Below are 20,126 nucleotides of genomic sequence, written 5' to 3' on the forward strand. Positions count from 1 at the left end.
GAACCGCGGCAAGGATCGCGGTCCCGCGCCGGCGAAACGCTCGACACGGGCAAACGCAGTTGTATTGTCACATCGTCGATCGTACGGCCAATCGTACGTTCGACCGTAACTGGGGAACACAGGAACCGATGATCCGGCGTCTTTCGATCGCATCCGCAGCTCTGGCGGCCGCCCTGGCGGCGGCTCCGGCCTCCACGCTTCGCGCGGCGCCGTCCGGTGTGCTGCCCGGTGCATCGTTCGGGGTGACCTGGTCGCTGCTCGGCATGGAGCTGGGGCCGTGGGAGGCGTACCTGGCCCATGAACTCACGCCCGATCTCCCCAATCTGCATCGTGGTCCCCGGCCGGACATCACCTGGCTGCAGATCGATCACAACGTCGTCCTGCCCGAGTTCGCGCGTCCGCTGCTGGCCGATTCGCGCAACGGCCTGGCGTTGTTTTCGACCTCGCTGACCAATCTCTCGCAGATGAATTTCAGCGCTCCGGCCTCGACCGGCAACGGAGCCTTCTCGTTCCAGCGCTCGATGATGCTGTCCGGGTTCTCCAGCCGGCTGTCCGACCGGAACCGGGTCAGCGTGTCCGCGGTGCTGGCATCGCAGCAGTTCAGCCATTCCATGCTCGACACCCAGGTGTTCGAGTCGCGCTTCCACGACCCGCTGGCCCCGGTTCGCGCGTCGGGCCTTTACGCGCAGGAGCTCGAGCGCTCCCAGGGCGCGGGCCTGCGGCTCGGCTTCGAGACCGATCTGGCCCCCCGGGTCCGGATCAGCGCGGCCTACCAGTCGCGGATCAACATGGACGAGTTGGCTTCGCTGCGCGGCGTCCACGGCTATTCCGCCGACCTCGATATCCCGCCGCGCATGCAGATGGGTGTGGACCTCCGGGCGACCGACCGCACCGTCTTCACGATGGCCGTCTCGCAGGTCTTCTACAGCGACGTGGGGGCTTTCCCGAGCCGCGCGTTGCCGGCCCGCTTCAATGCCCTGCTCGGTGACAGCACCAGCCCGAGCTTCGAGTGGAACGACCTGACCGTCTACAGCTTCGGCCTGCGCTGGCAGCACGAGAGCGACTTCGAGTTCCGCGTCGATTACCACACGCGTTCGCAGCCGACCCCGACGGCTCCGACCCTGGCCAGCGCTCTGGCCGGTGAGCTGGCGCAGCAGAGCATCCTCGTCGGCATCGGAAAGGGCGTCGGCGAGCGCGTGCGGCTCGATCTGTCGGCCAGCTATGCACCGCCGGAATTCGCGTTCGGCGGCAACGTTCTCGGCGTGGTCAGCGATCGCCTCGACCAGGCCGTGGAAGTGGCGGCCCGGCTGAACGTCTCGTTCTGATCGCCGCTGGGGCCGGGCTCGGCCCGGCAAAGCCCGGACCGCCGGTCTCCAACGACCTCTACCCGTCCATGGTGCGGCCCATCTCGCGGTCCGCCGATCCGATCCGGCCGCCGATTCCCCGACGGGGCCGATCGGCCCGGGCCCATCGCCTGGCGGACCGTTCGCGCACGGTTCGCCACCCGCTCCGACCGAAACGGTACTGCAGCGAGCGGGCGCTATAATCGCGCCATGTTCCTGCAGATTCGCCAGTGGTACGAGAGGAATTTTTCCGACCCGCAGGTCGTGATCCTGGCCATTTCGCTGATCCTGGGCGTGGTCCTGGTGATGGCTTTCGGCAAGATGCTGGCGCCGGTGTTCGCGAGCATCGTGGTGGCCTATCTGCTCGAAGCCGTGGTCGCGCGGCTGGTCCGCTACGGCGCGCCCCGTTTCATGGCCGTGCTGGCGGTCTTCATGGCCTTCATGGCCACCGTCCTGGTGCTGTTCTTCTACATCACGCCGATGATCACGCGACAGCTCGGCCAGGCGCTCGCCGCGCTGCCCAGCTACATCCGCCAGATCCAGAACTACGTCGCCGAGCTGCCGGAGCGGTATCCGCAGATCGTCGGTGAGGCGCAGGTCAACGAGATCCTCGGCAAGATCGGCGAGGAGGTCGGACGCTACTCGACCACGGTGGTTTCGCCGTCGGGGCTGATGTATCTGATCGGCCTGGTCGTGTTCCTGGTCCTGATGCCGATCCTGGTGTTCTTCTTCCTCAAGGACAAGGAGCAGATCCTCGGCTGGTTCCGGCGCTACCTGCCGCGCGATCGCGGACTGGCCATGTCGGTCTGGCAGGAAGTCGATATACAGATCGGCAATTACGTACGCGGCAAGGTGCTGGAGATCCTCATCGTCTGGATCGTCACCTACGTCACCTTCGCTCTGCTCGGTGTGCCGTTCGCGATGCTGATCTCGATGCTGGTCGGCTTCTCGGTGCTGATTCCGTACATCGGCGCGGCGGTAGTCACGATTCCCGTCGCGATCGTGGCGTTCATCGAGTTCGGATTCACGATGCAGTTCGGATGGGTGCTGATCGCCTACACGATCATCCAGTTCCTCGACGGCAACGTGCTGGTCCCGATCCTGTTCTCCGAAGTCGTGAGCCTGCACCCTGTGGCAATCATCGTTGCGATCCTCGTGTTCGGCGGAATCTGGGGCTTCTGGGGCGTGTTCTTCGCCATTCCCCTGGCCACGCTCGTCAACGCGGTGCTGCGGGCCTGGCCCCGGCGTGAGCAGGACGGCGGCGACGACCTCGACGCGGACGATGCCGGTCACCCGGCTGCGGATGCCGCATCGGCCGATGCCTGATCGACGCGATGCCTGATCCGGCGTCGGTCCGTCTCCGATTCGAAACGCCCGAGTTCGCGCCGGACAGCGGGCGACTCGCGCTTCGCTGGACCCTGGCCCTCGACGGACGGACGGTTCCGTTGGAGGAGCGCTTCGAGTTCGGGCCGCTGCCCGGTCCGGTCGCCGAGGAGCGACGGAACGCGGTTCGCGCCGCGATCGATGCCTTGCACTGGATCGCCGGCGTCAGTTACTGGAAGGTCGCCTGCCGCGGCGGAGTGGGCTTCGCCGACCGACGCCCCGACCCGCAGACGGCCGAGCTGCTGGAGGCGGTCTACCGCGACGGCCTGGCCGAACTGGCCTGGCGCAACGAGCTCGACGCCCCGTGGTGGCCCGACTTCGGGTCGGTCGCCTTCGACGGACCCTCTCCGGCGCCTGCGCCGCTGGGCTTGAGCGAACGCGCGCTGGTCCCGATGGGCGGCGGCAAGGACTCGCTGGTCGCGCTGGAGCGCTTGCGACGTTCGGGCGTTCCGATCGAAACGGTGCAGGTCGGTCAGGCCGAGTTGATCGGGCGCGTCGCCCGGCGGACCGGGCTGCCCCATCGCCGCATCGGACGACGGGTCGATCCGGCGCTGGCCGAACTCAATGCGGCCGGGGCGATCAATGGCCACGTGCCGATTACCGCGATCAACGCCGCCGCGCTCGCCCTGGCCGCCGTGCTGTGGGATTTCCGCTACGTGGTCTTCGCCAACGAACGCTCGGCCGACGAGCCGACGCTCCGGGTCGGCGGTCGCTCGGTCAATCACCAGTGGGCCAAGAGCCTGGCCTTCGAGGCCGGCTTCGACGACTGGATGCGGCGATCGGTCGCCGCCGATCTCCGCGTCTTCTCGATCCTTCGGCGCGAGCGCGAGCTGGCCGTGGTCCGCGAGTTCGCGAGTCTGAAGGACTACCATGCGGTCTTCTCCAGCTGCAATCGGAACTTCCATCTCGACGGCGCGCGGACCGATCGCTGGTGCGGCCGCTGTCCGAAGTGCCTGTTCGTGTTCCTGGCCCTGGCGCCGTTCCTGTCCCCGGACGAGCTGCGCGCGATCTTCGGCGCCGACCTGCTGGCCGATTCCGGTCTCGTCGACGGGTTCGCGGAGCTGCTGGAACTGGACGGTCACCGGCCCTTCGAATGCGTCGGCGAGGCCAAGGAGGCCCGCGCCGCGGTCCTCGCCCTGGCCGGGAATCCGGTCTGGGCCGACCACGAGGTGGTCCGGGCACTGGCGCCGAGGCTCGATCGCCGGCGCACGCCCTCGATCGAGGCATTGAGCGCGCCCGGCGGCACGCACCGCATCCCGGAGGCCTTCGATGCGCTGGCGCCTGGCTGATTTCACCGGTGCCCGGATCGCCCTGATCGGCTACGGCCGCGAGGGTCGGGCGGCCGAGCGCGCGCTGCTGGAGCGCGCCGATCCCCTGGAGCTGCACGTGTTCGCCGAGCGGCCGCCGGAGCACGAGCCGAGGTCGGCGACGACCGTGGCCGAGCTCGCCGTCGATCCCGACCGCTTCGACCTGGTGCTGCGCTCGCCCGGCGTGCCCCCCCATCACCCGGGCCTGGCGCGCTGCCGCCAGGCGGGCCTGCCGATGTCGACCTCCTCGTCGATCTGGTTCGCCGAGCGCCCGGACGCGCGCGTCGTCGCGGTGACCGGCAGCAAGGGCAAGAGCACGACCAGCTCGCTGCTCGCCCACCTGGCCCGCGAGGCCGGGTTCCGGACCGAACTGGCCGGGAACATCGGCCGGCCGCTGCTCGACCTGATCGACGTTGAAGCCGACGTGTTCGTGGTCGAGCTTTCCAGCTACCAGCTCGTCGACCTGGTCGGTGCGCCGTCGGTCGGTGCCGTCACCCGGCTGTTTCCGGAGCACGTCGACTGGCACGGTTCCGTCGAGGCCTACTACGGGGCCAAGCTCCGCCTGGCCGACCTGCTCCAGGGCCGGCCGCTGTGGTTCAACGCGAGTGACCCGATCCTCGGCGATCGGCTGGGCGGTATCGACCATGCCCGACCGGCCAATGTCGCGTCCGCCGCGTCGGGCAGCCTGCACGCGGCCGAGGACGGCCTGTATGTCGGCGAGCGCAGGGTCTTCGCGCGGTCGGACTGGACGCTGCCCGGCCGCCACAACCTCGACAACCTGGTGCTGGCGGTCGAACTGGCCGGCTCGCTGGGGATCGATCGCGAGCAGGCCCTTGTGGCGGCACGCGGCTTCCGGGGTCTGGCCCACCGGCTGGAGTCGCTGGGCAGGATCGACGGCGTGGAGTTCGTCAACGATTCCATCTCGACGACGCCGCACGCGACCCTCGCCGCGCTCCGGGCCGATCCGCGCCCGGCCGTGCTGATCGTCGGCGGCCAGCAGCGCGGCGCCGACTGGGACGCGCTGGTCGACGCCGGCATCCGGCTGAAGGGCCTGGTCGCGCTACCCGAAACGGGGGGCGATGCCGCGCGTGCACTGATCGAAGGAGGACTCGTCGCGACCGACCGCGTTCGCCGGGTGGAGGGCCTGGACGCGGGCGTGCGCGAAGCGGCGGCCCTGGCCGAACCCGGCGATCGCGTGCTGTTTTCGCCCGGGGGACCCAGCTTTCATCGGTTCCGCGACTTCGAGGCGCGGGGAGAGGCCTTCCGCGTGGCGGTGCGTTCGCTCGCGCTCCGGCGACCGGCCGGCTAGATTCCGTGCGCCGGCGACGGGGCCGGGCAACGCTGTTCAGCGGACGAGAGGGCCGGTCGGGTTCCGGGGCTACAGCGAACGATCGACGGCGAAGCGGGCGAGGATGGCCAGCGCGTCGCGCTCGGCCGAGGGCGGAAGGGTTTCGACCGCTTCGACGGCCTGGTCGGAAAACGCCTGGGCGCGGGCGATCGACTCGTCCAGCGCACCGGTCCGGCGCAGGATTTCGCGAACCCGCTCGAGGTCTTCGGTGCCGCCGCTCTGAATGACCGAGGTGAGGAACGCTCGGTCGTCGGCATCGGCGGCCCGCAGCGCGAGAATCAGCGGAAGCGTGACCTTGCCCTCGGCCAGGTCGTCGCCGAGGTTCTTGCCCAGGGAGCCGTCCTGGCCGGAGTAGTCGAGCCAGTCGTCGGTGATCTGGAACGCCTGGCCCAGGGCAAACCCGTACTGGGCCAGCGACTCCTCGATCGCCTCGTCGCTGCCGCTGATGACGGCTCCGAGCCGCGCGGCCGCGGCGAACAGGCAGGCGGTCTTGTCGCCGATCACGCGCATGTACCCGGACTCGTCGAGTTCCGCATCGCCGAGCTGCATCAGCTGCAGGACCTCGCCGGCTGCGATCGTGTTCGTCGTGTCGGCGAGGATCGACATCACACGCGGAGACTCCAGCTCGACCATCAACTGGAAACTGCGGGAATACAGGTAGTCGCCGACCAGAACGGAGGCCGCGTTGCCCCAGACCGTGTGGGCCGCCTTCTGGCCGCGGCGGCGATCCGATTCGTCGACCACGTCGTCGTGCAGCAGGGTCGCGGTGTGGATGAACTCGATCACCGCGGCCAGCTGGATGTGCCGGTCCTGGTCGTGGCCGCAGGCGCGCGCCGCGAGCAGGTGGACCAGCGGGCGCAATCGCTTGCCGCCGGCGCCGATGATGTATTCGGCGACCTGGTTGACAAGGGCCACGTCCGACCGGAGTCGCTCCCGGATCAGCCGGTCCATGGCAGCACGATCGGTGGCGGTGCGGTCCATGACCGCATCGACCGATCGGGCGTCGGGAATCGGGCGTGCGTGGCTCATCCGACCGATTATACGGCCGCTGGCGCGGACAACGTGCAAGCGCGCCGCCGCGCGCCTCGATCGGCGCCGGACTCCGATCGGCCCCGTGCTAGACTCGTCGGCCGTTTCCGACAACTTCCAAGGCACACGATTTCATGGCGCGCGGAATCAACAAAGTCATCCTGATCGGCAATCTCGGCGCGGATCCCGAGGTTCGCTACACCCAGTCCAACACGGCCGTCTGCAACCTGCGCCTGGCCACCAGCGAGTCTTGGCGCGACAAGCAGACCGGCGAGCAGCGCGAGAACACCGAATGGCACAACGTGGTGCTGTTCGCGCGGCTCGGCGAGATCGCCGGCGAATACCTCCGCAAGGGCTCCAAGGTCTACATCGAGGGCCGATTGCAGACGCGCAAGTGGCAGGACCAGAGCGGAAACGACCGCTGGACCACGGAAATCGTCGCCAATGAAATGCAGATGCTCGATGGCCGCAGCGACGCGCCGATGGGCGACTCCGCGGGCGGCTACGGCGGGCAGCAACGGTCGCGGCCCGCGCCGCGGAACGCGCCGTCGCAGCAGCAGGCCCCGGCCGCCGACGACATGGACGACGACATCCCGTTCTGACGCCCGAGGCGCGCGCTGCGCTGCTGCCCCGGACCGTCGACGACATCGGACGCTGACATGGACACCCTGCTGGTTACCGGCGGCGCCGGCTTCATCGGCGCGAACTTCATCCATCACGTGCTCGCCGGAAACCGCTGGCGGGTCGTCAATCTCGATTGCCTGACCTATGCCGGCAACGTCGATTCGCTGGCCGGACTCGACGCCGGGCGCCATCGCCTGTTCCGGGCCGACATCGCCGATGGGCCCGCGGTCCGGCGCCTGCTCGCCGAGGAGCGGCCGGCGGCGTTGGTGCACTTCGCCGCGGAGAGTCACGTCGATCGCTCGATCGACGACCCGGGTGCGTTCATCCGTACCAACGTGGTCGGCACCCAGGTCCTGCTCGACGCGGCCCTGGACTACTGGCGCGAGGGCCATCCGGACTTCCGTTTCGTGCACGTCTCGACCGACGAGGTCTACGGCGATCTCGGGCCCGACGACCCGCCCTTCAGCGAGACCACGCCCTACCGGCCCAGTTCGCCCTACGCGGCCAGCAAGGCGGCGTCGGACCACCTGGTTCGGGCGTGGCACCGGACCTTCGGGCTGCCGGCCTCGATCACGAACTGCTCGAACAACTACGGCCCCCGCCAGTTCCCCGAGAAGCTGATTCCGCTGATGCTGCTCAATGCGCTCGAAGGGCGCGAGTTGCCCGTCTACGGCGACGGCCAGCAGCGTCGCGACTGGCTGTACGTCGAGGACCACTGCCGGGCGATCGAGCGGGTGCTGAAGCACGGTCGGCCGGGCCGGACCTACAACGTCGGCGGCAACGCGGAGCGCAGCAATCTCGACGTGGTGCACGCGCTCTGCGATCTGATCGACCGGCGACGCCCGGGCAACCGGCCCCGGCGCGAGCTGATCCGCTTCGTCGACGATCGCCCGGGCCACGACCGTCGCTATGCGATCGACGCGACCCGAATCTCCGACGAACTCGACTGGCAGCCCGAGGTCGATTTCGAGACCGGCCTGGCCCGGACCGTCGACTGGTACCTGGACAACGAGGCGTGGTGGCAGCGCATTCGCAGCGGTGCGTACCGTGACTCCGCAGGCGATTCGGCGGCTGATCCGGAGCGTGACGGCTACGGCGGCGAGCGGCTGGGCACGGCCGGCGGAGCCGGAGCATGAACCGCAAGGGCCTGATCCTGGCCGGCGGCGCCGGCTCGCGCCTCTATCCGCTGACCCGGGTCGTGAGCAAGCAGCTGCTGCCGGTCTACGACAAGCCGATGATCTACTACCCGCTCTCTACGCTGATGCAGGCCGGCATCCGCGAGATCCTGCTGATCACCACGCCCCACGAGCAGGCCCTGTTCCAGCGCCTGCTCGGCGACGGGTCGCACTGGGGGATCGACGTGCGCTACGCGGTGCAGGACGAGCCCCGCGGCCTGGCCGACGCCTACCGGGTCGGTGCCGACTTCGTCGGCGAGCGTCCCTCCTGCCTGATCCTCGGCGACAACATCTTCCACGGCGGCGGCATGCGCGAGCTGCTCGCTCGCGCCCAGCAGCGCGAGTCCGGCGCCACCGTGTTCGGTTACGCGGTCCGCGACCCCGAACGCTACGGCGTGGTGGAGATGGACGACGAGGGCCGGGTCCTGTCTCTGGAAGAGAAACCGGCCCGGCCGAAATCGAACTACGCGGTGACCGGCCTGTATTTCTACGACGGCCAGGCCGTCGAACGGGCGGCGGCGCTCGAGCCCTCTGCGCGAGGCGAACTGGAGATCACCGACCTCAACCGTCTCTACCTCGACGCAGGCGAGCTCGTCGTCGAGCGGATGGGGCGGGGATACGCCTGGCTGGATACCGGCACGCACGAGTCTCTGCAGCAGGCCGCCAGCTACATCGAAACGCTGGAGTCGCGCCAGGGCCTGCGGGTGGCCTGTCCGGAAGAGATCGCCTACCGCCAGGGCTGGATCGACCGCGCCCGCCTGCTGGAACTCGCCGAGCCGCTGGTGTCCTCGGGTTACGGTGATTACCTGCGTCGAGTGGCCGATACCCGGTCCGACTGGTGAAGGTTCACGCCACCTCGCTGCCGGGCGTGTCGCGGATCGAACCAGACGTGTTCGGCGACGAGCGCGGCTGGTTCTTCGAAACGTGGCGGGCCGAGCGATTCGCCGAGCACGGGCTCCCGGAGCAGTTCTGCCAGGCCAACACGAGCCGCAGTGCGCGCGGCGTGCTGCGCGGGCTGCACTACCAGTGGCCGGAGCCGCAGGGCAAGCTGGTCTGGGTGACCGAGGGCCGGGTCCTCGACGTCGCCGTCGACCTGAGGACAGACTCGCCGCACTTCCGGCACTGGGTCGCGGTCGAACTGTCGGCCGCGAATCACCAGCAACTGTGGATTCCCGAAGGCTTCGCTCACGGTTTTCAGGTGCTGTCGGAGCACGCGACGTTCAGCTATCTGTGTACACGCCCGTACCGCCCGGAATATGATGCATCGATCGCGTGGAACGACCCGGCAATCGGCGTCGAGTGGCCGCTCGAGCCTTCGTCGCTGTCGGGCAAGGATTCGAATGCACCTCGCCTCGACGAGGTCGCGTCTGAGGAGTTGCCGAAATGCGAATACTGCTGACCGGAGCCGCCGGCCAACTCGGCCGCCACCTGGCGCCACGCCTGGGCGAGCTCGGCGAGGTCGTCACCACCGATCTCCAGAGCGGGGACTTCCGCTGCGACCTGTCGGACCGGAGGCTGCTCGACAAGGCGCTCGGCCGGGTTCGTCCCGACCTGATCGTCAATCCCGCGGCGTGGACCGCGGTCGACCGGGCCGAGGACGAACCCGACATGGCGCTGAAGCTCAACCGGGACCTGCCCGGATGGTTGGGCGCCTGGGCCGCGGAGCGCTCCGTGCCGCTGGTCCACTTCTCCACGGATTACGTCTTCTCCGGCGCCCGGGATACCGGCTGGAAAGAGGACGATGCGCCCGCACCCCAGAGCGTCTACGGCCGGTCGAAGCTCGAGGGCGAGCTGGCCATCGAGGCCTCGGGCGCCAATGCCCTGATCGTCCGCACCGCCTGGCTGTACAGCCACTTCCCCGGGAATTTCCTGTCCGCGATCCTGACCCGGGCCGAGCGCGGTGAAAAGCTCACCGTGGTGTCCGATCAGGTCGGGTCGCCGACCTGGGCCGGTCATCTCGCCGATGCCGTGGTCGAACTGCTCCGTCGCCGGGGCGAGTTGGGCAGCGGTGTGACGCGGATGCACTTCGCCGGCAACGGCACCATGTCCTGGCACGCGTTCGCCGAACTTGCCGTTGCCCGCGCCGCGAAGCACGGCGTGATTCCGGCGCCGGTCGCGGTCGAGCCGATCGCCAGTGCGCGATGGCCGCAGAAGGCGCGGCGACCGGCCTGGTCGGTGCTGGACTGCAGCCGCTTCGAGGCCTTCACAGGTCGCCCGGTGCCGAGCGTCGAGGACGGTCTGACGGGCTGCCTGGAGATGTGGAAGGAGGCCAGTTCATGACCCACCCGCTGATCCCCGTCATCCTGTCCGGCGGCGCCGGAACGCGCCTGTGGCCGGTTTCGCGCAAGGCCCACCCGAAGCCCTTCATGCGCCTGGCCGACGGCCAGACCCTCGCTGCGACCACGGTCCGACGTGCTTTGCGCGCGGTCGACGGCACGGAAACCCTGACCGTGACCGCGCGCGATCATTTCTTCCTGACCCGCGACATCTACCGCGAGTCGGAGCCGGATGCGACCCATCACTTCCTGCTTGAGCCCGCCGGCCGCAACACCGCCGCGGCGATCGCCGCGGCCGCGCTCTGGGTCCGCGATCGGCACGGCGACAAGGCGCGCCTGCTGGTGCTGCCCGCCGACCACCTGGTGCGCGACCGCGATGCCTTCGAGGCCGCGGTGACGAAGGCCGATGCGCTGGCCGAGGATGGCTGGCTGGTCTGCCTCGGAGTCCAGCCGACCCACGCCGAGACCGGATTCGGCTACATCCGGGCCGGGCAGGACATCGCAGGGCTCGGACAGCAGATCGAGGCCTTCGTCGAGAAGCCGGACGGCGAGACCGCCCAGCGCTACTTCGAGAGCGGCCGCTATCTCTGGAACGCCGGGATGTTCGTGTTCCGCGCCGACGCCATCCTGGCGGCGCTGCGCGAACAGGCGCCGGACATCCTCGCCGCGGTCGAGGCGACCTGGGCCGAGACCGACCGGGATCGCGAGCCCGTCGAACTCGACGCCGATCGCTTCGCCGCCGTGAGAAGCGACTCGATCGACTTCGCGGTGATGGAGAAGGCGCCGAAGCGGGCGGTCGTGCCGATGAGCTGCGGCTGGAGCGACATCGGATCGTGGCAGGCGATCAGCGAACTGTACGAGACCGACGGTTCAGGCAACCAGATCCAGGGCCATGCGGTGCTGGTCGATGCGCGCAACACCTTCGTACAGGGTGAAGAGCGACTGGTCGCGGCCGTCGGCGTCGACGACCTGGTCATCGTCGACACGCCCGATGCGGTGCTGGTTGCCCGGCGGGGCCGCGCCCAGGAAGTCAAGTCGGTGGTCGAGGAGCTGACCCGCCGGGACCACGAGTCGGCGGTCTACCACCGTACCGTGCATCGCCCCTGGGGTCGCTTCACGGTGCTGGAGGATGCCGAGGACTGCAAGGTCAAGCGGCTGGTGGTCAAGCCGGGCGGGGTCCTCTCGCTGCAGCGCCACGAGCACCGCAGCGAGCACTGGACCGTGGTGTCGGGAACGGCGAGCGTTCGCGTCGGCGACCAGGAGATGGAGCTCGGCCCGAACCACACGGTGGAGATCCCGGCCGGTTCGCTGCACCGGCTCGAGAACCGCGGTCGCGCCGACGTGCACATCATCGAAGTCCAGACCGGCAGCTACTTCGGCGAGGACGACATCGAACGGCTGGAGGACGTCTATGGGCGGGCGTGACTCGAAGCTGGCAGCCCTGTGCGCCGGAGCAGCCGTCGCGGCTGCCTTCGTCCTGGGCGGCTGCAGCGCGCCGGATACGATCGAGGTGAGCGATGCCCGGGACGATCGCCGGAGCGATGCCGTGCAGGAAGCCGAGATGAACGAACGGACCCTCTTGGAAGCCGACGTGCTGGACTGGCGCGAGCGTCGGCGGGCTCGGCTGACCGAGCCCTACGGTTACCTCAGCCTGGTCGGGCTGGTGATGCTCGAGCCGGGAACCTATCGGCTCGGCCGCGCCGAGGACGCCGACATCGTGCTGCCCGGCGGCCCCGATCGCTGGGGGCGCCTGGTCGTCGGTGCCGACGAGGTCGTGTTCGACGTCGACCCCGCCGCGATCGGCCGGGTCATGGTCGGCGGCCAGGCCGCCGCGTCGGCCGTGCTGGCGGCGGGCGACGAGCCGACCCTGATCGAGGCGGGCGGGATCCGGGCGCACCTGGTCACGCCGGGCGATCGTCGCGCGCTTCGCGTCCGCGATCCCGAGTCGCCGACGCGGGTCGGCTTCCGGGGCCTTGATTACTTTCCGATCGATCCCGCGTACCGCGTGGTCGGTGAATGGTTGCCCCACGAGGCCGGTCGCACGGTCCAGGTCGCCAACGTCCTCGGCCAGCTGATCGACGAACCCAATCCGGGCCGCGTCGAGTTCGAACTCGACGGGACGCGGTACAGCCTGGAGGCGATCGATTCCGACGACGACCTGTTCTACATCGTTGCCGATCGCACGTCGGGCCGCGAGACCTACGGGCTCGGCCGCTTCCTGTACTCCGACTGGCCGGACCAGGACGGCAGGGTGGTGCTGGATTTCAACCGCCTGTACAACCCGCCGTGCGCATTCAGCGAGTTCACCACCTGCCCGCTGCCCCCGCAGGGCAACCGTCTCGATGTCCGGCTGCGCGCCGGCGAACTGAAATATGCCGGTTCGTCGGGACGGACCGCGGCCTCGCCGGCGGACTGAGTCGCCCGGCTTACAGCCAGACGTCGTTCCCGGCGGTCAGCTCGCCTCCGGCGCCGCCGGTATTGACCACGCCGCGCGGCTCGATCAGCAGCACCCGGCAATCCTCGTCCGCGAACGGTCGATGCTCGACACCGCGCGGAACGACGAACAGCTCGCCTTCGCCGAGACGGATCGTTCGATCACGCAACTCGATCCCCATCGACCCGCGCAACACCAGGAAGACCTCGTCGGTCGCCTCGTGCCGGTGCCAGACGAAGCGGCCCTCGAAGCGGGCCAGCTTGAACTGGTAGTCGTTCATCTCGGCCACCACGCGCGGCGACCAGGCCGCGTCGAGGCGCTCGAGCTTGTCGTACAGGTCGACGACGGCGTCGGGTGCGGCCACCTCAGCGGCCGGTGAACTCGGGGGCGCGCTTCTCGAGGAACGCGCCGGTGCCTTCCTTCATGTCGTCGGTGGAGCAGCAGACCGCGAAGCGCGCGGTTTCCAGCGCCAGGCCGGCTTCGAGCGGTCCATCCAGGCCCTGGCGTACGGCCTGCAGGATCCCCCGCACCGCTTCCGGCGCGGCCTTGGCCAGGCCCCCGGCGAGCTCGTCCACCCGATCGTCGAGCTGGTCGGCGGAGACCACGTGGTTGACGATCCCGAGCGTTAGGGCCGTCGCCGCGTCGACGGGCTCGCCGGTCAGCATCAGCTCGAGCGCGCGAGCCGGGCCGACGAGGCGCGCGAGGCGCTGGCTTCCGCCGAAGCCCGGCATGATGCCCAGCTTGATCTCCGGCAGACCGAGCTTGGCGTTGTCGCTGGCCAGGCGCAGGTGGCAGGCGAGGGCGAGTTCAAGCCCGCCGCCGAGCGCGTAGCCGTTGACCGCGGCGATCACCGGCTTCTCGAAGTCGGCGATCCGGCTCATCAATGCCTGGCCGGCGCGGGAGAAGCCCCGCGCCTCGACCGGCGACTGATCGCGGATCTCGGTGATGTCGGCGCCGGCCACGAAGGCCTTGTCTCCCGCGCCGCGCAGCACGACGACGCGGACGGCGGGGTCGGCGGCGAGCGCGCGGAAGGCCCGGTCGAGTTCGTCGATCGTGGCGTGGTTCAGGGCGTTGAGGCGCTGGGGGCGGTCGACCACGACGCGGGCGATCGGCCCGGTCGCATCGACGGTCAGGTTGTCGAAGTCCATGCAGGCGTTCCGGTGGGTGAGTCCGGCCGGAAGTCTACCTCAGGCCCCCATCGGCGCTGCGAGGTCCGCGTGGGCCAACCACTCGGCGAGCCGGTACAGCCAGAGCCACAGAGTGTCGAGCAGAGCCTCGGGTTCGAAGCCGGCGGCCAGTTCGGAGGCCGGCGGCAGCCGGTCGACGGGCAGCCAGCGGTGGCTGGCCGCGGACAGGGCGGTGGCGATGGCGGCCACCGCCGCGAGGAGAGGGGTGGCGTTGCGGGCCACCCCGACAATCACTCGTCCAGTTCCGAGCGAATCCGGTACTGGCGCGAGGTCAGCCACTTCTCGAGCTTCTGCAGGCGCTCGTCGAGGCGCTGGAAGCGCTGGTTCAGCGACGAGACCGAGTCGACCGGCGCGCGCCGGGTCTCGGCCCAGAAGCGCTCGTGCTCCTCGTCCTTGTAGAGGTCCGCGGGTTTGACCGGAAGCAGCAGCGCCAGGGCCAGGTAGCCGATCACGATGACCGCGGTGAACGGGATCGCGAGCAGCACGACGATGATGCGCAGGGCGGTGAGGTTGAAGCCCGTCCAGTCCGAGATGCCGGCGCAGACGCCGGCGATCAGGCCGCGCTCGCGATTGCGGTAGAGGCGATTGCGGTTGCGGTAGACATCAGCGGTCATGGGTGGTCCTCCATTCGGGGGTGTCGGCATCGAGGATGCGCTCCAGGTTGTGGATGCGCTCCTCCATCCGTCGGGTGCTGGCGTGGAGTTCTTCCAGCATCGCTTCGTCCTTGCTGGTCAGGCGTTTGCTGGCCGAATTGCGCGTGGCGTAGTGCAGGATCAGCCAGATCGGCGCCACGATGACCGTGAAGACGATCAGCGGTACGAACAGCAGTTCCTGCATCACGCGGACTCCTTGTCGGTGCCCTTGCTCTTGCTGCCGCTGCGCGAGGCCTTCAGCGATTCGAGCTCCTCCTCGACCCGGTCATCGCGGGCCAGCGAGTCGAACTCGTCGCCCAGGGTCTTCGGCTGGCGGCCCATGTCCATGGCCTCGGCCTCGGACTCGATGTGGTCGACCCGGCGCTCGGCGGCGTCGAAGCGGTGCAGCATCTCTTCGATCTTCTGGTTGTGGATCTGGCGGCGGCTCTTGAGTTGATGCTCGGCCGAGCGGTGGCGCATCACGATCGTGCGCTGGCGCGCTCGCGCGTCGTCCAGCTTGGCCTGCAGGCGCGCGATGTCGTTGTCGTACTTCTGCAGCTGCTCGTCGTACTGCGAGAGTTCGTCTTCCAGGTGTTCGATCCGGTCGCCCAGCGCGGTCTTCTCGGCCAGGGCGGCACGGGCCAGGTCCTCGCGGTCCTTGTCCAGCGCCAGTTCGGCCTTCGACGCCCAGTCGGCCTTCTGTTCTTCCAGGCGCTTGAGCAGGCGGGCGCGTTCCTTCTTCTCCGCGATGCACTTGGCGGTCGCCGAGCGGATCTCGACCAGCGTGTCTTCCATCTCCTGGATCATCAGCCGGATCATCTTCTCCGGGTCCTCGGCCTTTTCCAGCGCCGCGTTCAGGTTGGCGTTGATGATGTCGCCCAGTCGCGAAAAGATTCCCATGTGCGATGTCTCCTGGTCTGCAAGTCGTGGGTGGGCACGAGCGCCCGTCGCCCTGGTTATTCAAGCGGCGTGCCAATTCGGAAGTCCAATGAAAACAATGACGTGTGCTTCCCCACCCGGCAATGCATCGCGCAAAAAACCATAAAATGGCTATTTTGACCACTTTTCTCGAAGGGAACCTCCGCAGTGCCGGCCGGTCCTAGTGCCGGGTGGCGCTGCCGCCCACCTGCCCAACGGGCTTGCACCCGGTCGGTTAAAATGCCGGGCTGTTTCGAGCCGTACCTCACATCGCCTGGAGATTTCCTTATGCGTTACATGTTGTTCAAGCTGCTGGTGCCCGCACTGGCCGTGATCCCGTTCGCCGCGCAGGCCCAGGACCTCGAGTCCGACGCCGGCAAGCTCGGCTACGCGATCGGCTACGAGTTCGGGTCCGAAACCAGCCAGTGGGATGTCGAACTCGAAGCGGTCATCGCCGCCATTCGTGACGCCAACGCCGGGCGCGAGCCGCAGGTCGCGGTTCCGGAGATGCGCGAAGTGCTCGCCGCGTTCAACGAGCGGATGCGCCAGCAGCGCATGGAGCAGTTCCAGCAGATGGCCGAGGAAAACAAGGTCCGGGCCGACGAGTGGCTGGCCCAGAACCGGTCGAAGAGCGGCATCGTGGCGCTGCCGAGCGGCGTCCAGTACCGCGTGATCGAAGAAGGCGAGGGCGCCCGCCCGACGCTGGAAGACACGGTGACCGTGCACTACCGCGGTTCGAAGATCGACGGCCGGGAATTCGATAGCTCCTTCGCCCGCGGCGTGCCCGCCGTGTTCCAGGTCGACAGCGTGCTCGAAGGCTGGCAGGAAGTGCTGCCGCTGATGCGCGAGGGCGCGATGTGGCAGGTGTTCCTGCCGCCGGAGCTGGCCTTCGGCATGCGCGGCGACCCGCCGCTGATCGGCCCGAACGAGGCGCTCCAGTTCGACCTGCGCCTGGTCAAGATCGGTGAACCCGATCCGGCCGGCGACGAGTGACCGGCGCTCTCCGAGCGTAGCGCGCTCCGTCGTGAGCACGCCGATCGAGCCCGTGGCGAAGGGATCGCGGACGGAGCGGCCCACCGCTCCGTCGGGGTCAGTGTCGATGGCACCCGCGCCGACGAAGGCCGGTTGTCCATGAGCGACCCGGCGCGCGAACTCGAGGCGATCGAGTCGCCGTGCATCGGCGTGTGCCGGCTCGACGAGAGCGGTCGATGCCTCGGCTGCTTCCGCACGGCGGCCGAAATCGGCGGCTGGCTTTCGATGAGCGCCGAGCAACGGCGCGAGATCATCGACGAGTTGCCGCAACGTGCCGATCGCCTGTTCGACGACTGATTCCACCGCCCTGATGCGTCGACGCCGGCCGGCCGGCGTTGCGGCGCTGTCCCGGAGCGAACACGGAACCACCGAAGGCGCCGGTTCGGCGATTCGGAACCCCGCATCGACGGCGACCCCATGACCCTCGACGAAGCATTCCGCCGCCGGCTCTTTTCCCTCGACACGCCGATCTCCGAGCTGCCGGTCGGCGGCTACCGGCCCGAAGGCGGCGGGCGACCCCGCCCGGCGGCGGTGCTGGTGCCGGTGACCGCCGAATCCGACCCCCGGATCCTGCTCACGGTCCGCGCCGCCCACCTGGCCAAGCACGCCGGCCAGGTCGCGTTTCCCGGTGGCGGCCGCGACCGGCCCGGCGAGACCGTGGTCCAGACCGCTCTGCGCGAAGCCCACGAGGAAACCGGCTTGGCTCCGGAGCGCGTCCGGCCGGCGGGCCTGCTCGGCCGCTACGACACGATCACCGGCTTTCGCATGACCGCCGTGGTCGGCTGGATCGACCCGGCGTTCGAGCCGGAGCCCGACCGCAACGAGGTCGACGCCGTGTTTTCCGTTTCATTGAGCCATATCCTGGACCCGACGGCGTGGCGGCGGGACCGCGTGCAATGGCGGCAGCGGAGCTTCGAGATCCTGACCCTGGATCATCCCGAACACCGGATCTGGGGTGCCACCGCCGCATTGCTGAAGGACCTGGGCGAACGGCTGGACGCGGACGACTGAATCCTGCCGGCGTCGTTCCAGGGGCGGATTCCCGGACCGGCGTCCTCCACCGAATTCCCAATCGAGCCCCCGAACGAGACCTTCGAGTATCGCCGATTGGTTTTCCTGCCCGGCGCGCCGGGGTGTCGTTGCCGATCAGTCCTCTTCGCGCAGGCCGAACAGCAGTTCGACCGCGCGCGCCTGCTCGGGCCGGATCATCAGGTGGGCGTGGTCGCCGGGCTGGAGCACGGTCTGCTCGCCGACGGGCAGGACCGTTCCGTCGCGAACCAGCAGCAGGATGTCGGCCCCGGCCGGCAGCGGCAGGTCGCCGGCCTTGCTGCCCGCGACCAGCGCGGCGGGCGAAATCAGGAACGAGATCACCCGCACGGGCAGGTTTTCCGTGGCGGTGATTTCCAGCACCGGCGGCGGACGGACCTGGCCGGCGCGCTCGACGCCGAACCAGGCGACCGCCCAGCGCACCGTCGCGCCCGGGATCAGCGCGTTGACCACGACCACGAAGAACACCAGGTGGAACAGGGCGGCACCGCCTTCGACGCCGCTCATCACCGGTACGCTGGCCAGCAGGATCGGCACCGCGCCGCGCAGGCCCGTCCACGACACGAACCCCGTTTCCGGGGCGCTGTAGCCGAACGGCGACAGGCACAGGGCGACGACCAGCGGACGTGCGACCAGGCCGAGCACCAGCGCGAGCACCAGGCCGTCGAAGCTGGCCGCGGCCAGCAGCGAAGGCACGGCCAGCAGGCCGAGGACGAGGAACATGGTGATCTGACCGAGCCAGGCCAGGGCGTCGTGCACGCGCAGGATGCCGGCTCGATAGGGCATGCGCTGGTTGCCCAGCACCAGGGCGGCGACGTAGACGGCGAGGAAGCCCGAGCCCATGAACAGGGTCGGGACACCGAAGGCCAGTAGGGCCAGGGCCAGCGTCAGCGCCGGGTAGAGCCCGGCTGCCGGGACCCGGATTCGTTTCAGCAGCTGCTGGCCGGAGAAGCCGATCGCCAGTCCGGCGCCGAGGCCGACGACGAGCTGGATCGCGATCTCGAGCAGGAACACCGGCACCGAGAACGCCTCGGGCTGCAGCATCGCGGCGGTCAGGGTCAGGGTCAGGATCACCGCCATCGGGTCGTTCAGGCCCGACTCCAGCTCCAGCGTCGCACCGACCCGGCGCCGCAGCTGCACGTTCGAGCCGCGCAGGGCCGAGAACACGGCGGCCGCGTCGGTCGAGGACACGATCGCGCCGACCAGCAGCGCTTCGATCCAGCTCAGTCCGAGCAGGCGGCCGGCCACGGCAACCAGGCCGGCGGTGCCGACCACGCCCAGAGTGGCCAGCACGGCGGCCGGCGCGAGGTGGTCGCGGGCCGTGCGCCAGGGCGTGTTCAGGCCGCCGTCGAACAGGATCAGCACCAGGCCGACGGTGCCGATGCGGAAGGCGAGGTCGAAATCGGAGAACGGCTCGGGCAGCCACGCGCCCGCCAGCAGGCCGAGCCCGAGGAACAGCAGCACCGCCGGGAATCCCACGCGTTCGGACGGCCGGCTGAACAGAACGCTGACCAGGATCAGCAGACCGGCCGCCGTCAGCAGCCAGCCGATCGCCATCGGACCGCCTCCGCTCACCAGGTGCTCCCGTTCGTGCCCGCTGTCAGTGTAGCGCCGGATCCTGGCCGAACAGGGTCGACAGCACGCCGTAGAGCGCGGGCTCGGCGGCCTTCAGGTCGGCCGGGACGTCGAAGAAGGCTTCGCAGGCCACGGCGAAGAACTCCGCGGGGCTCTCCGCTGCGTAGGGGTCGAGGAAGGGTTCGCGGCCCGCATCCAGGTCGGCGTTGAGGCGATTCCAGGCATCGGTCAGCGTACCGACCCACTGCTTGTGGGGCAGGTCGGGCGGTAGCGGCGGATAGCCGTCGATGTCGCCGTTCAGGCGGTCGATCTGGTGGGCCAGCTCGTGGACCACCACGTGGTAGCCGTGGCCCTGGCCGGATTCGGCCACATCGGCCAGGGACAGCACCACCGGGCCCAGCTCCCAGGCCTCGCCCGAGCGCAGGTCGCGTCCCCGGTGGACCAGGCCGTCGTCATCGACTTCCTCGACATCGACCTCGAACTCCTCGGCGTAGAGGATGAAGGTGCGGAAGTCGCGGTACCAGTCCAGCGAGCGGTTCAGGATCGGAAGCGTCGCCAGCACCGCGACCGGCAGGCAGTCCGCGCGGTCGGGCGCCAGGCCGCCGGCGCCGTGGAACTCGAAGCGGGCCAGGATCTGCCCGCTCAGCTCGCGGACCCGTTCGAGGCCCCGGTCGTCCAGCCGCTGCAGGCACGGCCACGCCGCCACGATGGCCTCGAGTTCGCCGGGCGAGGGTGCCAGGGCCTCCGCCTCGCGACGTCGCCGGCCTCGCAGCAGCCAGTCGAACACGGCTCAGGCGACTCCCGGAGCGGCCGACA

23 protein-coding genes are annotated in these 20,126 nt (G+C 69.3%); 14 read left to right on the forward strand and 9 right to left on the reverse strand.

The genetic code is table 11. The features are described 5' to 3' along the window. Nucleotides 1–128 precede the first annotated feature (128 nt). From KUV67_10370 to murD, 4 genes are all read left to right on the forward strand, one after another. Complete coding sequence (locus KUV67_10370; protein ID MBY6205286.1) at nucleotides 129–1,325, forward strand: outer membrane protein transport protein; 1,197 nt, start codon at nucleotides 129–131, stop codon at nucleotides 1,323–1,325. A 228-nt stretch (nucleotides 1,326–1,553) separates the two neighbouring features. Next, nucleotides 1,554–2,669 (forward strand): AI-2E family transporter, encoded by a 1,116-nt coding sequence (locus KUV67_10375; GenBank protein MBY6205287.1) that lies wholly within the window; start codon nucleotides 1,554–1,556, stop codon nucleotides 2,667–2,669. Between the two features lie 8 nt (nucleotides 2,670–2,677). Then, a complete protein-coding gene (locus tag KUV67_10380) occupies nucleotides 2,678–4,015 on the forward strand; it encodes a hypothetical protein (GenBank protein MBY6205288.1) in 1,338 nt (445 codons plus the stop codon). Further along, complete coding sequence (gene murD, locus KUV67_10385; protein MBY6205289.1) at nucleotides 3,996–5,342, forward strand: UDP-N-acetylmuramoyl-L-alanine--D-glutamate ligase; 1,347 nt, start codon at nucleotides 3,996–3,998, stop codon at nucleotides 5,340–5,342. Before KUV67_10380 ends, murD begins: the two co-directional genes overlap by 20 nt. Nucleotides 5,343–5,411: 69 nt before the next feature. On the opposite strand, the gene KUV67_10390 is transcribed toward murD, so the two are convergent. Continuing rightward, nucleotides 5,412–6,362: a polyprenyl synthetase family protein gene (locus KUV67_10390; GenBank protein ID MBY6205290.1), complete on the reverse strand. Its 951-nt coding sequence runs from the start codon at nucleotides 6,360–6,362 to the stop codon at nucleotides 5,412–5,414. A 182-nt stretch (nucleotides 6,363–6,544) separates the two neighbouring features. Between KUV67_10390 and ssb the strand changes: the two genes are divergently transcribed. Genes ssb through KUV67_10425 form a run of 7 tightly spaced genes read left to right on the forward strand, consistent with a single transcriptional unit; the run spans nucleotide 6,545 to nucleotide 12,901 of the window. Next, entirely contained in the window at nucleotides 6,545–7,012 is a 468-nt protein-coding gene (ssb, locus tag KUV67_10395; protein ID MBY6205291.1) for a single-stranded DNA-binding protein, read from the forward strand. Nucleotides 7,013–7,069: 57 nt separating this feature from the next. Then, nucleotides 7,070–8,170: a dTDP-glucose 4,6-dehydratase gene (rfbB, locus tag KUV67_10400; protein ID MBY6205292.1), complete on the forward strand. Its 1,101-nt coding sequence runs from the start codon at nucleotides 7,070–7,072 to the stop codon at nucleotides 8,168–8,170. Next, nucleotides 8,167–9,051, forward strand: coding sequence for a glucose-1-phosphate thymidylyltransferase RfbA (gene rfbA, locus KUV67_10405; protein MBY6205293.1), 885 nt, complete (start codon nucleotides 8,167–8,169; stop codon nucleotides 9,049–9,051). Before rfbB ends, rfbA begins: the two co-directional genes overlap by 4 nt. Then, on the forward strand, nucleotides 9,048–9,608 hold the full coding sequence (rfbC, locus tag KUV67_10410; GenBank protein ID MBY6205294.1) for a dTDP-4-dehydrorhamnose 3,5-epimerase: 561 nt from the start codon (nucleotides 9,048–9,050) through the stop codon (nucleotides 9,606–9,608). Before rfbA ends, rfbC begins: the two co-directional genes overlap by 4 nt. After that, nucleotides 9,593–10,489 carry a dTDP-4-dehydrorhamnose reductase gene (rfbD, locus tag KUV67_10415; protein MBY6205295.1) on the forward strand — a complete coding sequence of 299 codons (897 nt, stop codon included), beginning with the start codon at nucleotides 9,593–9,595 and terminating at the stop codon, nucleotides 10,487–10,489. The genes rfbC and rfbD overlap by 16 nt, the downstream gene beginning before the upstream one ends. Continuing rightward, on the forward strand, nucleotides 10,486–11,910 hold the full coding sequence (locus KUV67_10420; GenBank protein ID MBY6205296.1) for a mannose-1-phosphate guanylyltransferase/mannose-6-phosphate isomerase: 1,425 nt from the start codon (nucleotides 10,486–10,488) through the stop codon (nucleotides 11,908–11,910). Before rfbD ends, KUV67_10420 begins: the two co-directional genes overlap by 4 nt. After that, a complete protein-coding gene (locus KUV67_10425) occupies nucleotides 11,897–12,901 on the forward strand; it encodes a DUF1684 domain-containing protein (GenBank protein ID MBY6205297.1) in 1,005 nt (334 codons plus the stop codon). The genes KUV67_10420 and KUV67_10425 overlap by 14 nt, the downstream gene beginning before the upstream one ends. Before the next feature lie 10 nt (nucleotides 12,902–12,911). On the opposite strand, the gene KUV67_10430 is transcribed toward KUV67_10425, so the two are convergent. The 6 genes from KUV67_10430 to pspA all read right to left on the reverse strand — a co-directional run bounded on the left by KUV67_10430 (nucleotide 12,912) and on the right by pspA (nucleotide 15,638). Beyond that, nucleotides 12,912–13,199: a cupin domain-containing protein gene (locus KUV67_10430; protein MBY6205298.1), complete on the reverse strand. Its 288-nt coding sequence runs from the start codon at nucleotides 13,197–13,199 to the stop codon at nucleotides 12,912–12,914. Nucleotides 13,200–13,284: 85 nt separating this feature from the next. Next, nucleotides 13,285–14,067 carry an enoyl-CoA hydratase/isomerase family protein gene (locus tag KUV67_10435; protein MBY6205299.1) on the reverse strand — a complete coding sequence of 261 codons (783 nt, stop codon included), beginning with the start codon at nucleotides 14,065–14,067 and terminating at the stop codon, nucleotides 13,285–13,287. Between the two features lie 39 nt (nucleotides 14,068–14,106). Continuing rightward, nucleotides 14,107–14,340, reverse strand: coding sequence for a hypothetical protein (locus tag KUV67_10440; protein MBY6205300.1), 234 nt, complete (start codon nucleotides 14,338–14,340; stop codon nucleotides 14,107–14,109). Further along, nucleotides 14,337–14,720 (reverse strand): PspC domain-containing protein, encoded by a 384-nt coding sequence (locus KUV67_10445; GenBank protein ID MBY6205301.1) that lies wholly within the window; start codon nucleotides 14,718–14,720, stop codon nucleotides 14,337–14,339. The genes KUV67_10440 and KUV67_10445 overlap by 4 nt, the downstream gene beginning before the upstream one ends. Then, on the reverse strand, nucleotides 14,710–14,943 hold the full coding sequence (gene pspB, locus KUV67_10450; GenBank protein ID MBY6205302.1) for an envelope stress response membrane protein PspB: 234 nt from the start codon (nucleotides 14,941–14,943) through the stop codon (nucleotides 14,710–14,712). The genes KUV67_10445 and pspB overlap by 11 nt, the downstream gene beginning before the upstream one ends. Continuing rightward, entirely contained in the window at nucleotides 14,943–15,638 is a 696-nt protein-coding gene (pspA, locus tag KUV67_10455; GenBank protein ID MBY6205303.1) for a phage shock protein PspA, read from the reverse strand. The genes pspB and pspA overlap by 1 nt, the downstream gene beginning before the upstream one ends. Nucleotides 15,639–15,944: 306 nt before the next feature. Here pspA and KUV67_10460 point away from each other — a divergent pair, with 306 nt between their 5' ends. The 3 genes from KUV67_10460 (at nucleotide 15,945) to KUV67_10470 (ending at nucleotide 17,699) form a co-directional block, all read left to right on the forward strand. Beyond that, a complete protein-coding gene (locus KUV67_10460) occupies nucleotides 15,945–16,649 on the forward strand; it encodes an FKBP-type peptidyl-prolyl cis-trans isomerase (protein MBY6205304.1) in 705 nt (234 codons plus the stop codon). 138 nt (nucleotides 16,650–16,787) lie between these two features. Continuing rightward, the gene (locus tag KUV67_10465; protein ID MBY6205305.1) at nucleotides 16,788–16,985 is read left to right on the forward strand and encodes a DUF1289 domain-containing protein; all 198 of its coding nucleotides are present in this window, start codon (nucleotides 16,788–16,790) and stop codon (nucleotides 16,983–16,985) included. Between the two features lie 120 nt (nucleotides 16,986–17,105). Then, a complete protein-coding gene (locus tag KUV67_10470; protein MBY6205306.1) occupies nucleotides 17,106–17,699 on the forward strand; it encodes a CoA pyrophosphatase in 594 nt (197 codons plus the stop codon). Between the two features lie 135 nt (nucleotides 17,700–17,834). Here the strand turns inward: KUV67_10470 and KUV67_10475 are convergent, their stop codons facing one another. Beyond that, nucleotides 17,835–19,310: a potassium/proton antiporter gene (locus tag KUV67_10475; GenBank protein ID MBY6205307.1), complete on the reverse strand. Its 1,476-nt coding sequence runs from the start codon at nucleotides 19,308–19,310 to the stop codon at nucleotides 17,835–17,837. 25 nt (nucleotides 19,311–19,335) lie between these two features. Then, nucleotides 19,336–20,097 (reverse strand): zinc-dependent peptidase, encoded by a 762-nt coding sequence (locus KUV67_10480; protein MBY6205308.1) that lies wholly within the window; start codon nucleotides 20,095–20,097, stop codon nucleotides 19,336–19,338. Nucleotides 20,098–20,126 lie beyond the last annotated feature (29 nt).

Origin of the sequence: Halomonas denitrificans (genome assembly GCA_019800895.1) — a bacterium.
Classification (GTDB): domain Bacteria; phylum Pseudomonadota; class Gammaproteobacteria; order Xanthomonadales; family Wenzhouxiangellaceae.

Bases quoted from the DNA above. Each gene is read 5' to 3' on its own strand.
- KUV67_10370 (MBY6205286.1), top strand. From the start codon at position 129: ATGATCCGGCGTCTTTCGATCGCATCCGCAGCTCTGGCGGCCGCCCTG.
- KUV67_10380 (MBY6205288.1), top strand. From the start codon at position 2,678: ATGCCTGATCCGGCGTCGGTCCGTCTCCGATTCGAAACGCCCGAGTTC.
- rfbB (MBY6205292.1), top strand. From the start codon at position 7,070: ATGGACACCCTGCTGGTTACCGGCGGCGCCGGCTTCATCGGCGCGAAC.
- KUV67_10435 (MBY6205299.1), bottom strand. From the start codon at position 14,067: ATGGACTTCGACAACCTGACCGTCGATGCGACCGGGCCGATCGCCCGC.
- KUV67_10390 (MBY6205290.1), bottom strand. From the start codon at position 6,362: ATGGACCGCACCGCCACCGATCGTGCTGCCATGGACCGGCTGATCCGG.
- KUV67_10470 (MBY6205306.1), top strand. From the start codon at position 17,106: ATGACCCTCGACGAAGCATTCCGCCGCCGGCTCTTTTCCCTCGACACG.
- rfbA (MBY6205293.1), top strand. From the start codon at position 8,167: ATGAACCGCAAGGGCCTGATCCTGGCCGGCGGCGCCGGCTCGCGCCTC.
- rfbD (MBY6205295.1), top strand. From the start codon at position 9,593: ATGCGAATACTGCTGACCGGAGCCGCCGGCCAACTCGGCCGCCACCTG.
- pspB (MBY6205302.1), bottom strand. From the start codon at position 14,943: ATGCAGGAACTGCTGTTCGTACCGCTGATCGTCTTCACGGTCATCGTG.
- pspA (MBY6205303.1), bottom strand. From the start codon at position 15,638: ATGGGAATCTTTTCGCGACTGGGCGACATCATCAACGCCAACCTGAAC.
- KUV67_10460 (MBY6205304.1), top strand. From the start codon at position 15,945: ATGCGTTACATGTTGTTCAAGCTGCTGGTGCCCGCACTGGCCGTGATC.
- KUV67_10465 (MBY6205305.1), top strand. From the start codon at position 16,788: ATGAGCGACCCGGCGCGCGAACTCGAGGCGATCGAGTCGCCGTGCATC.
- KUV67_10420 (MBY6205296.1), top strand. From the start codon at position 10,486: ATGACCCACCCGCTGATCCCCGTCATCCTGTCCGGCGGCGCCGGAACG.
- KUV67_10425 (MBY6205297.1), top strand. From the start codon at position 11,897: ATGGGCGGGCGTGACTCGAAGCTGGCAGCCCTGTGCGCCGGAGCAGCC.
- murD (MBY6205289.1), top strand. From the start codon at position 3,996: ATGCGCTGGCGCCTGGCTGATTTCACCGGTGCCCGGATCGCCCTGATC.
- KUV67_10430 (MBY6205298.1), bottom strand. From the start codon at position 13,199: ATGAACGACTACCAGTTCAAGCTGGCCCGCTTCGAGGGCCGCTTCGTC.
- KUV67_10445 (MBY6205301.1), bottom strand. From the start codon at position 14,720: ATGACCGCTGATGTCTACCGCAACCGCAATCGCCTCTACCGCAATCGC.
- ssb (MBY6205291.1), top strand. From the start codon at position 6,545: ATGGCGCGCGGAATCAACAAAGTCATCCTGATCGGCAATCTCGGCGCG.
- KUV67_10375 (MBY6205287.1), top strand. From the start codon at position 1,554: ATGTTCCTGCAGATTCGCCAGTGGTACGAGAGGAATTTTTCCGACCCG.